General features: G+C 38.1%; 13 protein-coding genes. 12 read left to right on the forward strand and 1 reads right to left on the reverse strand.

All coding sequences use genetic code 11. The annotated features are described in order from the left end of the window. Positions 1–7 precede the first annotated feature (7 nt). Genes ACRD67_RS10695 through ACRD67_RS10740 form a run of 10 tightly spaced genes read left to right on the forward strand, consistent with a single transcriptional unit; the run spans position 8 to position 9,648 of the window. Positions 8–1,438, forward strand: coding sequence for an MBOAT family O-acyltransferase (locus ACRD67_RS10695; RefSeq protein WP_430967129.1), 1,431 nt, complete (start codon positions 8–10; stop codon positions 1,436–1,438). 1 nt (position 1,439) lies between these two features. Then, entirely contained in the window at positions 1,440–2,414 is a 975-nt protein-coding gene (locus ACRD67_RS10700) for a hypothetical protein (RefSeq protein WP_430967130.1), read from the forward strand. Next, positions 2,407–3,621 (forward strand): glycosyltransferase, encoded by a 1,215-nt coding sequence (locus ACRD67_RS10705; RefSeq protein WP_430967131.1) that lies wholly within the window; start codon positions 2,407–2,409, stop codon positions 3,619–3,621. The genes ACRD67_RS10700 and ACRD67_RS10705 overlap by 8 nt, the downstream gene beginning before the upstream one ends. Before the next feature lie 44 nt (positions 3,622–3,665). Beyond that, positions 3,666–4,742: an EpsG family protein gene (locus tag ACRD67_RS10710; RefSeq protein WP_430967132.1), complete on the forward strand. Its 1,077-nt coding sequence runs from the start codon at positions 3,666–3,668 to the stop codon at positions 4,740–4,742. A gap of 18 nt (positions 4,743–4,760) precedes the next feature. Then, a complete protein-coding gene (locus ACRD67_RS10715) occupies positions 4,761–5,672 on the forward strand; it encodes a glycosyltransferase family 2 protein (RefSeq protein ID WP_430967133.1) in 912 nt (303 codons plus the stop codon). Beyond that, positions 5,673–6,782: a glycosyltransferase gene (locus ACRD67_RS10720; RefSeq protein WP_430967134.1), complete on the forward strand. Its 1,110-nt coding sequence runs from the start codon at positions 5,673–5,675 to the stop codon at positions 6,780–6,782. A gap of 7 nt (positions 6,783–6,789) precedes the next feature. Then, positions 6,790–7,764 (forward strand): acyltransferase family protein, encoded by a 975-nt coding sequence (locus ACRD67_RS10725; RefSeq protein ID WP_430967135.1) that lies wholly within the window; start codon positions 6,790–6,792, stop codon positions 7,762–7,764. Positions 7,765–7,782: 18 nt separating this feature from the next. After that, positions 7,783–8,220: a thiol-disulfide oxidoreductase DCC family protein gene (locus tag ACRD67_RS10730; protein WP_430967136.1), complete on the forward strand. Its 438-nt coding sequence runs from the start codon at positions 7,783–7,785 to the stop codon at positions 8,218–8,220. A gap of 18 nt (positions 8,221–8,238) precedes the next feature. Beyond that, the gene (locus ACRD67_RS10735) at positions 8,239–8,715 is read left to right on the forward strand and encodes a hypothetical protein (protein WP_430967137.1); all 477 of its coding nucleotides are present in this window, start codon (positions 8,239–8,241) and stop codon (positions 8,713–8,715) included. A gap of 9 nt (positions 8,716–8,724) precedes the next feature. Beyond that, positions 8,725–9,648, forward strand: coding sequence for a hypothetical protein (locus ACRD67_RS10740; protein WP_430967138.1), 924 nt, complete (start codon positions 8,725–8,727; stop codon positions 9,646–9,648). A gap of 125 nt (positions 9,649–9,773) precedes the next feature. On the opposite strand, the gene ACRD67_RS10745 is transcribed toward ACRD67_RS10740, so the two are convergent. Then, positions 9,774–11,810, reverse strand: coding sequence for a right-handed parallel beta-helix repeat-containing protein (locus ACRD67_RS10745; RefSeq protein ID WP_430967139.1), 2,037 nt, complete (start codon positions 11,808–11,810; stop codon positions 9,774–9,776). Positions 11,811–12,071: 261 nt separating this feature from the next. Here ACRD67_RS10745 and ACRD67_RS10750 point away from each other — a divergent pair, with 261 nt between their 5' ends. After that, positions 12,072–13,235 carry a glycosyltransferase family 4 protein gene (locus ACRD67_RS10750; protein WP_430967140.1) on the forward strand — a complete coding sequence of 388 codons (1,164 nt, stop codon included), beginning with the start codon at positions 12,072–12,074 and terminating at the stop codon, positions 13,233–13,235. Position 13,236: 1 nt separating this feature from the next. Then, positions 13,237–13,839 (forward strand): sugar transferase, encoded by a 603-nt coding sequence (locus ACRD67_RS10755; protein ID WP_430967141.1) that lies wholly within the window; start codon positions 13,237–13,239, stop codon positions 13,837–13,839. Positions 13,840–13,841: the final 2 nt, after the last annotated feature.

Below are 13,841 nucleotides of genomic sequence, written 5' to 3' on the forward strand. Positions count from 1 at the left end.
AAGACCAATGCTGTTCAATTCATTCGAGTATTTGCTTTTTTTACCTATCGTCTTTATCATCTATTGGTTTTTTGTCAATAAGAATTTGAAGGTGCAAAATTTTACTTTGCTACTGGCTAGTTATATTTTTTATGGATGGTGGGATTGGCGATTCCTCTCCTTGATCATATTCAGTTCCTTTGTGGACTATTTTTGCGGATTGGCCCTAGAAAAAGCAACGAAAAGAAAGCGGAAACGTCTTTGGCTTACCACAAGTATGTTGGTCAATTTAGGCTTTTTAGGTATTTTTAAATACTTTAATTTCTTTTCTCAGTCCTTGGCAGAAGCCTTTGCCAAGGTAGGATATACAATGGATGCTCTTACATTGGATATCATCCTTCCTGTAGGAATCAGTTTTTACACCTTTCAGACAATGAGCTATACCATTGATATCTATCGGGAAAAGCTAAAGCCCACTAGAAACATCATTGCCTTTTTTGCCTTTGTAAGTTTTTTTCCCCAGTTAGTGGCTGGGCCTATCGAAAGAGCTACAAATCTGCTTCCGCAGTTTTATAAAAAGAGAAAATTCAACTATGAAAACGCAACTGACGGACTTCGGCAAATTCTTTGGGGCTTGTTCAAAAAAATTGTGGTGGCAGATAACTGTGCTATCATAGTAAATGAAGTATTTGCCAATCAATCAGAATATAATTCCAGTTCTTTGGTGATTGCAGCTGTCTTTTTTGCCTTTCAAATTTATGGGGATTTTTCCGGATATTCGGACATTGCCATTGGCACCGCAAGGCTTTTCGGCTTTAACCTAATGCAAAACTTCGCCTTTCCGTATTTTTCAAGGGATATTGCCGAATTCTGGAGACGTTGGCATATTTCACTGTCCACATGGTTCAGGGACTATGTATATATTCCTTTAGGCGGTAGCCGGGGTGGCAACGCAATGAAAATAAGGAATACGTTCATCATTTTTGTAGTAAGCGGTTTTTGGCATGGTGCCAACTGGACCTTTATTATATGGGGATTTTTGAATGCACTGTACTTTTTACCTTTATTACTGCTTAAAAGAAACAGAATAAATACCAATATGGTTGCAGAGGGAAACTTCTTTATCGGTGTTAGAGAAATCATTCAAGTTGGTACTACCTTTCTATTGACCATTTTGGCCTGGATCTTTTTCAGGGCCGATAGTCTTACAAGTGCCCTTATGTACATCAAATCAATTTTTAGCAAAACCTTGCTAAGCTTTCCAACGGTTGATCTGAAGCCTTTTCTCTTTATCACAGTGTTGATTTTTGTAGAATGGCTCCAACGTGATAAAAAACACGGATTGCAAATGAACAACTTAAAGCTAACTCCTATAAGGTGGAGCATCTACGTTTTCGTTTTTTGCCTGATTTTGTTTTTCGGGGCCCAATCTCAATCTTTTATTTATTTTCAGTTTTAATATGAAACAGTTTCTTATAAAATCATTGGTTTTTTTTAGTATCGTAGTCGCCATACTATCACTGGTACTGGTTAAATATGGCGGTTATGTGGATTACTTTTATGAAAAATTCACCTCTCCTAGAGCATCTTCCCTAATCCTGGGCGATTCTAGGAGTTTACAAGGTATTCAACCTGAAGTGATTAAGCAGTACTTCAATAATACCGAGGTTGAACGCCCTATCCTTAACTACAGTTTTACGCTAAAACAAATTGCTTATGGACGCCCTTATACGGAAAGTATAAAGCGAAAACTGGATTCTACCACCAAAAATGGCCTTTTCATAATTTCGGTACACCCCTTTACTCTTTCTAATAGAACCGGGCAGCATGAAGAAGAAGAGGGCGTATTTTTCGAGGCAGACATGCCTCCCCATAATATGAAATATGTAAATAGAAGTCCCAACTATGAGTACCTTTATAAGAATTGGGATTACTTCCACTTTAGGGGTATCATCCGAAAATCATCAAAGACCCATAAAGATGGTTGGTTGGAGGAAACTAACCTTCCGGATGACAAAAAATTGCTTCAGCAGTGGAAACAGAACCAGGTAAGTCTTTATGGTGGATTTTCCGAAAAATGGAAAAAATCTCCGGTTAGAATGGCCCATTTGGAGGAGTTGTGCAATTATTTAAACAAGCATGGGGAAGTGTTTATGCTTAGGATGCCGATTGACAACGACTTATTGCAGATCGAAAACGCCTACTGGGAAAATTTTGATAAGGACATGGACAAACTGTCCAAAAAACTCCATGTGGGCTATATCAACTTTAACACCTCGGAAAACCGCTTTCAAACCTATGACGGCATTCATATAGATAAGTTCGCCGGCGTGCCATTTACCGAAAACCTCTGTGACTCAATTTCCAGTATGCTAAAGGCTAGGAAATATGTGTTGGAAGATTCTAAGAAAGACCTTGATTTGGATTATGAGTAGTACTGTTAAAAATATTTTGCTTATCGTACCCTATGGTGGCGTGGGCGGGATGGAACGCCTGGTCCATAATTTTTATAAGCACTATAAAACGCAGGGAAATAATCTTAAAGTACTCAAATTCATAAAGTTGAACAATGATTTAATCAATTTTGAGGAGGATGAGCTTTTTTTGAAACCTTATGACTTTGGGTCCATGTCACGGTTAGAACGAATTATGTTCTATTTTAAATCACCTTTGAGGCTTCGAAAGATTATAAAAAAACACAATGTCACACATTCCATAGCGTTCGGTGATATGGCCAATCTTTTTAGTTCCCTAACGTTTACAAAAGAATTTAAGGTCGGTAGCATACATGCCTTGAAAAGTGTTGAACTTAAAAACAAAACACTCTTCAATAAAATTGTCGGAATAGGGTACCGGACCTCCTACCGCCATTTGGACAAACTGGTTTGTATAAGCAAGGCCATAAAAGAAGACCTTAGAAAAAACTGTGGTTATAGGTTCAACAATATGGAAATAATATACAATCCGCATAATATTGAAGATATTATTACACAGAGCAATGAACCGATAACAGATAAAAGTGAACTTGAGATTTTTGAAAAGGAAGTCGTCCTATTTCTAGGAAGATTGTCCCTTCAAAAATCTCCTTGGCACCTAGTAAAAGCGTTTTCCATTCTGAGAAAATCGCATAAAGACGTCAATTTAGTATTGATGGGAGATGGAGATAGTCGGGTTTTGGAACATCTAAAGTTGCTCATTGCGAAACTTGATTTGGACAAAAAGGTCTTCCTAATAGGAAGACGGAGCAATCCGTATAAATATATTAAGAGTTCCAAATTACTTGCACTTTCCTCACATTATGAAGGAACACCCAATGTAATTGTAGAGGCAATCGCTGTAGGTACACCTATAGTTTCCTCCAATTGCACAGATGGCATTTTGGAATTAATGAGCCTGACGCACCACAATGAAAGTCAAGAAAATATAGTTACCGAATCTGGCGTTGTTACCCCGAATCTTTTTGACGGGCAATTGGGGATACCGGAAACCGATGAAATTCTCCAAAGGGAAAGGGATTTTGCTGATGCCATGTATTCCATTTTGCGAAGTAATATCTTTAAGGTAAAACTCGAACAAAACAGGGCAGAACTCCTAAGTAAATTCAACTTGGTAAAAGTTGCCTCAAAATACATGCGACAATAACATAAAAAATAGATGTTTGCACCGATGGTAAATAATGCGATAAGATGATCGACTTTGTTCCTTTAGAGTACTACTACCCCATATTTATGAATGGAACGTTGATCATTGTTCTTTTTACATTACTGCATACCGCTGTATTGAAGATTAATGATCCACGGAATATTTCGTTCATCAACGTTATAGGTTTTCTTATGCTCGTCTTTCTAATTTTTTATATTGGACTTAGGCCGGTAAGCGGAAGATACTTTGTTGATATGCGTACTTACGCAACTCATTTTGAACATTACCGGACCGGCGGAGAAGTCATCTCAAAAAAAGATGTATTCTTCCATTATTTTATGAAATTTTCCTCCCAAATTATGAGCGTTCACAGCTTTTTTCTTATCTGTGCCACGGTTTATCTATATCCCATGTACAGGGTTTCAAAGGCATTTTTCCACAAGTATTGGTTCTATTCATTTTTGTTATTGGTAGTTTCCCTTTCCTTCTGGACCTATGGTGTTAATGGTATCCGAAATGGAATGGCCACTTCCCTTTTTCTAATGGCAATTTCATTTAAAGATCGGAAACTTTGGACCTTTGCGTTTTTCATCCTGGCAAGTCTGTTCCACAGAACGCTCCTGCTTCCGATTGGAGCCTATTTGTTAACTCTTTTTTATAATGACCCAAAAAGCTATCTTAAGTTTTGGCTTGTGGCGATACCACTTTCCATAGTGCTTGGAGGTTTCTGGACCTCCTTATTCACTGCTTTGGGCTTTGCGGACGATAGATTAGGGGCCTATTTATCTTCCCAGGAGAATTCCGGTTTTAGGTTCGATTTTCTAATTTACAGCGCGTCAGCTGTTGTTACCGGATGGTATTTTATTTATAAAAAAGGGTTTAAGGATTTAACATACTACCATCTATACAACACCTATTTAATTACAAACGCCTTTTGGATTTTAGTCATTAGGGCCAATTTTTCCAATCGTTTTGCGTACCTGTCCTGGTTTATGATGGCAGTGGTCATTATTTACCCGTTTTTGATGTCTTCGATACAAAGGCAAAATTTGAAAATAGGTAGGGTAATTTTTTGCTATGCTGCGTTTACCTATTTTATGACCTACGTATATTATGGTTAGCCAACCCTAATTCCAACAATGATGAAAACACTTACCGTTTTTACTCCAACATACAATCGTGCCTATTGTTTGGGGCAATGTTATGAAAGTTTGGTAAAACAAACCAATCAAGATTTTATTTGGTTAATAATAGATGATGGGTCTGTAGATAATACCGCCGAGGTTGTGAAAAATTGGATAGACGAGGATAAAATTGCCATTAAATATCACTATCAGGCTAATCAGGGAATGCATGGAGCCCACAATACCGCCTATGATTTAATACACACAGAGTTGAACGTATGTATTGATTCGGATGATTTTATGCCACCGGATGCTGTTGACAACATTTTACTTTTTTGGACAACTTCTGAAAAGAATGCCAAAATAGCAGGCTTAATAGGGTTGGATGCGTATAAGGATGGAAAGATAATCGGCAGGGAATTTCCCAATCACCTTCTTAGCGCCACCCTAGAGGATCTCTATCACATTCATAAAATACACGGAGACAAAAAAATTGTATATCGTACCGAGGTGGTCAAGCAACACAGTAGGTATCCGATTTTCGAAGATGAGCGCTTTGTACCATTGGGAACCCTATATTTGCTTATAGACAAGGATTATTCGCTGCTTTGCCTCAATAAGGTTCTTTGCATAGTAGAATACATGGCTGATGGGTCATCCAGAAATATTATCAAACAATACAAAAGACATCCCAAAGGATTTCGCTATGCGCGTATTGTAAACATGAAGAAAAGTCGTTTTTTTAAAGTCCGATTGAAGAATGCGATCCACTATGTTTCACACAGTCTTTTTTTAAAAGATTGGAGAATGCTATCAAAATCACCAAAACCGCTAATGACCCTATTGGTATTTCCTTTGGGTTTACTACTTTATTTATATGTTAATTATAAAGCCAGGGAAACGTCCCCAATTGCTAAGAAAGAGTAGATGAAAATTTTGCATATCATTAATTCGCTCGAGTTCGGTGGTGCTGAAAAGCTGCTGGTAGATACCCTTCCTGTTTATGTATCCAAAGGTCTTAACGCCGATGTGCTGGTACTAAAAGAAAAAGAAACACCTTTTATGCTGCAACTTTCAAAAGTGCAGGGAGTTAACATTTTGTCCATAAAGAAGATAAACGGTTTATATAACCCGCTCTACATTATTAAATTGCTTAAATACATTCAGAACTATGACATTGTGCATGTACACTTGTTTCCTGCAATTTATTGGGCCTCACTTTCTAGTTTCCTGTTTCGAAAAAGGACATGTCTTGTTTTAACCGAACATAATACGGAGAATAGAAGAAGGAAATTATTGATTTTTAAGTATTTGGATCGGTTCATATATCGTAGGTATTCGAAAATAATAGCAATTTCGGAGGCCGTACGTATAAATTTAGAAAATCACCTAGGTTCAAAATTCAAAAACATCGTTCAAATCAACAATGGTATTGATTTGAACATCTTTAAGAAGGCCATACCCTACGAAAAAAAAGATTTGGGGTTGGAAAAAGACACTAAAACGATTATTCAAGTTTCAAGTTTTACCGCTCAGAAGGATCAGACAACCCTGATCAGGGCAATGGTTCAACTCCCAAAAAGGGTACATTTACAACTGGTGGGCGATGGCCCCCTGCGGGAAGATGCCATAAAATTGGTCCTTTCATTGGGGCTAGAAGACAGAGTTCATTTTTTAGGTCATAGAACAGACGTACCAAGACTATTAAAAACTTCGGATATTAGCGTGCTTTCCTCTCATTATGAAGGTTTTGGTTTGGCCATGGTTGAGGGGATGGCAGCGGGCAATGCCTGCCTTGGTTCCAATGTGCCCGGTTTATCAGAAATAATAGGGGAAGATGGGATTTTGTTCCCTCCTGGCGATGAAATTGTACTTAGACAGAAACTATTTCGTTTAATTCATGATAAGGATTACTTTAGAAATACGGTAAAAAAATGTAAGCAAAAAGCTGAGTCATATGACTGCAAATTAATGGTTCAAAGGCACATTGATCTCTATCGATCCCTTTATGACCGTCATGACATCTCCTTAAAATAGTAATCGGATGAAAAGAAATATTACCCTAGACTTTACCAAATTGATACTTAGTTTTTTGGTGGTAATCATTCACAATCCCATATTCACTGATTTTCGTTTTTTTTCCAACCTCATAACAAATGGACTGGCACGAATTGCTGTTCCTTGTTTTTTTGTTTTAAACGGCCTATATATTGGAAAAGTCCTTAGCAATAGGGCTTCGTTTAGAAAGTATTTGAAAAAAGTTTTTACTTTTTATGTAGTTTGGATGCTCATTTATGCCCCTTTTTATCTGTTTCATTACACAGAAGACCTTACCAAATCAATTCTTACTAATGTTTCTTCAATTTTATTTGGTTTCTGGCATTTATGGTATATCGTAGGTTTGATTGGAGGCGCAAGTTGCCTTTATTATTTGAAAACAAAAGGGGTTGGTGATAAAAAACTACTTCGGATCGCAATTTTTCTGTTTGGTATAGGATGGGGCATTCAACAACTGGAGTTGTTCTACCCAAATGAGGAAGGGCTTCTAGGCTCCATTATCAGATCTAGCTACCCATCCAGAAATTTTCTTTTCATGGGGCTTCCCTTTATAGCTATTGGTTATCTAATTTCCAAAGAGTCCTTTGTAGCCCGTATTAAACAAAAACTTATAAGTATCCCCTTTTTGCTTTTCCTGTTTACCTTGCTATTTTCAGAGACCATACTACACTATTTTTTAATAGGAAGACGCGGATTTGATTTTTATATATCATTGATTTTGTTATGTCCAATTTTGATTATGTTTTTAGAGAAGAAATCAAAAACGGTTGAGGTGAAAGATGATTTTATCTCAAAATTATCTGCCGCGATATATTTTATACACCCCTTGACCTTATTTTTGATCAAAAACACATTTCCCGATTTTGAAAGTACCGGAAGTTATATACTTATCCTGTTTTTTTCAATGATTTTGGGAACAGCCCTGGTATATGCCAACAAAAGACTTAAAATATTTTTTTAATCTAACATCCATTCCAAGATGAATTCTAATCCGCAGACCGATTTATTGGAACATACCAAAAAGAACATTATTTTCTTTGATGGGGTTTGTAATCTGTGCAATGGGTTTGTTGATTTTGTGATACGAAGAGACAAAAAAATGAAGCTCCACTACGCCTCTTTACAGCAAGATGTTGCGCGGCGAATACTTAAGGAGGAGAATATCGTAATCGGAGAACATTTTTCTACCATTTATTATTATCACGATGGTAAGCTGTATAAGCGGTCAACCGCAATTTTACGGATTCTTAAGGAATTGACCTGGCCGTATAGGGCAATCTCGTTCATTGGGTTTGCCTTCCCTCCTATTGTCCGAAATTGGGTGTATGATTTTCTCTCAAGAAACAGATATCGATTTTTTGGTAAGAGGGAAACCTGTAGATTACCTTCACCAGAAGAAAAAAAACAATTTTTATAACGTCCAAAACCTAATAATATGATAAAAAAACACTCACTTTTGAACTACCTTTTGCCTGGACTGATGCTCTTCTTCTTTGCAAGAAACCTCGTTCTTGTGGAAACCGACCATATGGATAGCTGGATGGGTGGAGGAATGCGCATGTTTGGCAAAATCGATAAAATGCTCTATCGCGTTTCTGGTTTTAACGTTGATTATAATAACAAGACCTATTTTGTGAACCTGAGGAATATTCCCGAATTGGAGGACGAAGATGTGGCGGCCCGGATTCTTCCAAACGATGAACGAATTAATGAAATTCTGAATACAATAGGCGATAATTACCGTTGGTGCTATGACAAAGCCTCTGACAAAATATACTTGGGGAATGAAGTTGCTCCGTGCGATGTAGCTCTAAACAAAGATGCCATTACCAATTTTCAGGTGTATTCGGTGACATTTCAACGCGACTCCAAGCGGGTAGATTTACAATTGTTGAACGAAGCCAATAAATAATTTCAAGTCATGATTACAAATTATTTAAAAGAAATAAAGTCCAAGTTAGATCAAACAATCGAGATCAAGGATGCAGATCATAGATTGTCCCTTGTTTTGCAAATGTTACTGCTTATCTTTTTAATATTTATGTATGACAATGGATATCTGTCCATTTTCATTCCGGTAATTGTCATTCCAGGGATTCTTTTCAAAAGTGTGCGAGAAAACCCATACTTCTGGGTGCTTCTCAGTTTTTTGGGATGTACTTTTTATTTGGTTTTAGATCTAGTGGGGTACGTACCTAATCATAAGCATATATTTGCCTATGTAATCCTTGCGGTGACCTTGGCCATGTTTCTCAAAAAGCAGATTCATCCCTTGTCCTTTCTGCAAACCCAAGCAAGATACATTATTGGGCTTTGCTTTCTTTTTGCGACCATAGGTAAGTTTTTGGCACCGGAATTCTTAAACGGCGCTTTCTTTGAATTTACCAATACTTCCGACCCAAGATTTTTTGGCTTCACCTCCCTTTTCGGGGAAGTAGATCTTGCGTTACTTAAGGAAAATGAAGACCATTTAACGCAGCTTGTCAGAACCAGCAACCCATCTGATTTCTTTGTCCTTAATGGAGCTAAGGAAATTAGTGGTTTCGGAATAATTATTTCGTATTGGACTATTCTGATTGAAGGTATGATTGCCCTAAGTTTTTGCCTACCCAGAAAAACGCTGCTGTCAAAATATCGAAATATCTTTTTGGTCATTTTTATTTTGACCACTTATCCGATCGCGACCGTTACGGGATTTGCCATTATTCTGACCAGTTTGGGCTTTATTCAATCCCTTGATAAAAACCATGGGCTTACCAATTTTTCATGGTTCTATCTATTCGTTTTTGTGTTATTGCCCTTAAATTATTTTCCCTTTACAAGAATCTTGACCCTGTTTCAGTAGCTTTACACGGCGTGTGGGCCTAGCTGGGCTATATTGGCACTAATGGGTCTCTATACAACAAAAAGAGAGCGGGTAGCCCGCTCTCTTTTTGTTGTATTCAATTTATACTTAATTATTAGTGTTCGCTATTCCTGACAGTTGTTATTACTAACGGTAACCTCATTGCTATTTGTAGTACTCTCTATTTTTATGCATTCCTTATTACCACTAACGTTAATGGTATTTCCAGAAATCGCAATAGCTGAATTGACTTCTCGAAGATGAAAACCGTGATCACTTGGGGCGTTTAACGTGTTTCCGGAAAGAGCGATGTTCTCAGAGTTGAAAAGCTCTATTCCATGGTCCAGATCATTATCATGAAACTGTATCCCGTATGATTCCAAAAAGAGTGTAGGGTTTGCAGACCGGAGTATATTGTCGCTAACCGTGAAATCATAATTTGCAGAGGCCGGGTCCGTGTTGACCTGATAAAATTTAAAAGGGTTCCTATCTACTTGAATATCGTTAGAACTAAGCAATACTCCGTTCATCAATGTTGAGCTTACCGAAACGCCCAGAGAACCTTCCCTAGTGCTTCGAATGGTATTGTTTTGTATGGTACCATTTGTCAACTTGATCAGGTTCATACCTATCCTACAATTTTCAGTAGTATTGTCCCGAACAATGACATCCCTATTGGTCACATAGATACCCGTTCCAAAACCTTCAACTGTATTTCCATAGATTTCATTGTTGTAAATGGTCTCGTCATCCACATTTGCCCTACCGGCTTTAATACCGTTGCCTATTTCCTTCATTTTATCAGTCACTGCAATGACCCTATTCCCAATAATCCTAGTGCCGTGCGCCAAAGAAAAACTGATTCCAGTTTCGACCGTATTGTTTTCTATGGTAACGTCATAACCAATAGCCACGGTAAATCCTCCTGCCCTACTGTTCTTTTCCACGTTATCCCTGATGAAGATATTCTCAGCCCTTTCATAGAAAACAAGTTCTCCATTGGCCTCTCTTTTACGTGTACCTTCAATATCAATGGCAAAGCCTGGAGCCACGCCTTCAGACAAATTAGTATCAACACTTGCATTTAAAAACTCATTGTTCTCGATAAACAAATTGTTACCTCCCGTGATGGACATGTTGTTCCTACGGTTATTGTTAAACACACATTCGGTCACCGTGATATTCTCAGAGGCAATATGATCCGGGTCAAAATGGAAATTGACATCTTGAATTTTCATACCATCACCTGTAGCATCTATCATTTTCATATTGGAAACCCTTGAATTCGTGGCACCGTGAACAAAAAATAAATACCCCCATTCATGGGTTCCACCGTCCGAATAATCGTGTTGATCCCGGTCTCCATGTAGGGTGCCTCCACTTGCGGAAGCATTGTCAACCTCTCTTATTGCCAATAAGGCATAAGTTTTACGACTGTTGGGAAATACCCTTAAATGAGTGTCAGTGCTCATCTCCAAACTAAAATTACCAGGAACGTTGATTGCTTCTACTGAGGCGTAAAAATTTGGATTGCTCGTACTGGTTACCTTAGTAACTTCAAAATAAGCGTCAAATTTGTACATCTTGAACGTATCGCCATTCAAATCCAATACCATATCAAAAAGATTCTCCAAGATATTTCTGTTTTCAAACGCCTGATCTGAGTTGGTAGGCCCTTGAACGATGTTCCATCTGGACGCAAAAAATTGGAAAGTGGGGCTTTTCAATGAGGCATCTCCAGTAACTTGTAGTTTATGGTTCAGAAGCCTCCCGTCAATGGTACCGCTCTGAAAATTCAAAGTTCCATTGATAATTTCCCCGCCATCAAAATCCAAAGTAATATTGTTGGGTAGGTTAACTGTTTGTCCGTTTAAATCCATCCTACAGTCGATAACGACCGTAGAGCCGGCCTCCGCGCTATCCAAGTTAAAATCACAAGGAGTTTCACTGATGTCACCAAGGATTTCCGAATCGGATTCTATTATTTCTTCTTCCGTTGGTGCCTCCTCTTCAGGCGAATCATTGCCAGCTGGGTTGTCAACTTCATTTCCATCATTTAGGACCGCGTCAAGGAACAAATCCTCATCTGCCGTGCAGGAAATAAGAAAAAAGAATGAACAAAGAATGATAAAAAAACGTTTGTGTAGGTCCAATACGTTCATAACATGGGGTTTATAGGGTGAATACAAAGATGTTTATTTTTTTTTAGTTTACGATAAAATGCGTCTTTTTTTCGACGAAATACTAAGCTAATTACGTTTTAGAACTCCATTTGGATCTCGTGAGTGAAAAAAATATCGAAATTTTTATGATATAATCGATTAATCTTACAAACTTACTTTAACATTCCTATCTTTGGTTTCTTTAAATTAGCTATGGTTCCCCCCCCTCATTAACACATTTAGGCCTTTACGCCATATTGGATGAAAAAACTTATCAGACTTACCACCGTTCCCCAATCCTTGGGCGGTCTACTTAAAGGGCAACTTAAGTTTATGACCCAACACTACAGCGTCATTGGAATTTCCAGTGACAGCGGAGACGTAAACTCTTTGATGGCTGTCTCACGTGATGAGGGCATTAGGGTTGAAGGGGTGGAAATGACACGGAAAATTACGATTTTAAGGGACATAAAGGCCTTGTTTAGGCTATATAGAATTTTTAAACAGGAGAAACCTTTTATAGTGCACACACACACTCCAAAGGCAGGAACCTTGGGTATGGTCGCCGCTAAACTTGCGGGTGTCCCGAATAGATTGCATACCATTGCCGGATTACCCTTGGTTGAGCAAAGAGGACCCAAAAGAAGACTTTTAAATTTAGTGGAAAGGATTACATATAGTGCTGCGACCAGGATTTACCCAAATTCGTATGGCCTGGTAGACATCATCTTAAAAAACCGATTTACCAACAAGACCAAGTTAAAGGTTATAGGGAACGGTAGTTCAAATGGAATAAACACCCAATATTTTTCCCCTAATCTATTTGGCTCCGAAAAAGTGGTCGCACTAAAAAAGGAACTGGAAATTGTCACTACAGATTTCACTTTTGTTTTTATTGGAAGGTTGGTTAAGGATAAAGGAATCAACGAACTTATTCAAAGCTTCGTAAAGTTGGCTGAGGAAATGGATTATGTAAAACTTTTACTGGTAGGCTCTTATGAATCTGAGCTTGACCCTTTACTTCCAGATACGGTAAAAACGATTGAAACCCATGATCGTATTCTGGGTGTTGGTTGGCAGGCAGATGTAAGGCTCTATCTTTTAGTGTCCGATACCCTAGTGTTTCCAAGTTATAGAGAGGGCTTCCCCAATGTGGTTATGCAGGCGGGCTCCATGGAATTACCAGGTATTGTAACCAACATAAATGGGTGCAATGAAATTATTACAGAAGGCCAAAATGGGTTCATAATTCCCCCTAAACAGGTCGATGCCCTATACACAGCTATGAAAAAAGTAGCGTTGATGCAAAAAGAAGAAATTATTTCAATGGGTAAAAAAGCAAGGAAATTGGTGATTTCAAAATATGAGCAACGATTCGTTTGGGAAGAACTCTTAAAAGAGTACAAAAAACTTGAAAATCATTAGGATGTACAAATCTTTCTTTAAAAGACTTTTGGACGTTTTTATCGCTATTGTGGCGCTGGCCGTGCTTTCACCCATCTTTGTGCTCGTGGCGTTGGTTCTGATAGCCCAACTAAAGACAAGCCCATTTTTCATACAAAAACGCCCTGGAAAGGGAGAACGAATATTCTCAATCCTTAAGTTTAAATCGATGAATGACCAGACCGGTTCAGATGGAAAATTATTGCCGGATGTGGAGCGTATAACAAAATTCGGGCATTTTATCCGAAATAATTCTTTAGACGAAATTCCTCAATTGTTGAACGTACTAAAAGGAGATATGAGCCTTATAGGACCAAGGCCCTTGTTAATCTCCTACCTGCAATTATACAGTGAGGAACAAAAAAAAAGACATTTGATGCGTCCAGGTATAACCGGCTGGGCACAGGTAAATGGCAGAAACGCTATTTCCTGGAGGCAAAAATTTGAATATGATGTTTGGTATGTTGAAAATTGCTCGTTTCTGACCGACTTGAGAATTTTATGGCTTACGGTACTCAAAGTGGTAAAAAAAGATGGTATTTCGTCAAAGACCAGTGCCACTATGGAAACTTTTACAGGAGACTAAAA

Source organism: Eudoraea algarum (assembly GCF_050589645.1).
Lineage (GTDB): Bacteria > Bacteroidota > Bacteroidia > Flavobacteriales > Flavobacteriaceae > JBNGOQ01.

What these genes read in the sequence shown, in the direction of transcription:
- ACRD67_RS10695 (WP_430967129.1), top strand. Translation starts at nt 8, where the DNA reads ATGCTGTTCAATTCATTCGAGTATTTGCTTTTTTTACCTATCGTCTTT.
- ACRD67_RS10700 (WP_430967130.1), top strand. Translation starts at nt 1,440, where the DNA reads ATGAAACAGTTTCTTATAAAATCATTGGTTTTTTTTAGTATCGTAGTC.
- ACRD67_RS10705 (WP_430967131.1), top strand. Translation starts at nt 2,407, where the DNA reads ATGAGTAGTACTGTTAAAAATATTTTGCTTATCGTACCCTATGGTGGC.
- ACRD67_RS10710 (WP_430967132.1), top strand. Translation starts at nt 3,666, where the DNA reads ATGATCGACTTTGTTCCTTTAGAGTACTACTACCCCATATTTATGAAT.
- ACRD67_RS10715 (WP_430967133.1), top strand. Translation starts at nt 4,761, where the DNA reads ATGATGAAAACACTTACCGTTTTTACTCCAACATACAATCGTGCCTAT.
- ACRD67_RS10720 (WP_430967134.1), top strand. Translation starts at nt 5,673, where the DNA reads ATGAAAATTTTGCATATCATTAATTCGCTCGAGTTCGGTGGTGCTGAA.
- ACRD67_RS10725 (WP_430967135.1), top strand. Translation starts at nt 6,790, where the DNA reads ATGAAAAGAAATATTACCCTAGACTTTACCAAATTGATACTTAGTTTT.
- ACRD67_RS10730 (WP_430967136.1), top strand. Translation starts at nt 7,783, where the DNA reads ATGAATTCTAATCCGCAGACCGATTTATTGGAACATACCAAAAAGAAC.
- ACRD67_RS10735 (WP_430967137.1), top strand. Translation starts at nt 8,239, where the DNA reads ATGATAAAAAAACACTCACTTTTGAACTACCTTTTGCCTGGACTGATG.
- ACRD67_RS10740 (WP_430967138.1), top strand. Translation starts at nt 8,725, where the DNA reads ATGATTACAAATTATTTAAAAGAAATAAAGTCCAAGTTAGATCAAACA.
- ACRD67_RS10745 (WP_430967139.1), bottom strand. Translation starts at nt 11,810, where the DNA reads ATGAACGTATTGGACCTACACAAACGTTTTTTTATCATTCTTTGTTCA.
- ACRD67_RS10750 (WP_430967140.1), top strand. Translation starts at nt 12,072, where the DNA reads ATGAAAAAACTTATCAGACTTACCACCGTTCCCCAATCCTTGGGCGGT.
- ACRD67_RS10755 (WP_430967141.1), top strand. Translation starts at nt 13,237, where the DNA reads ATGTACAAATCTTTCTTTAAAAGACTTTTGGACGTTTTTATCGCTATT.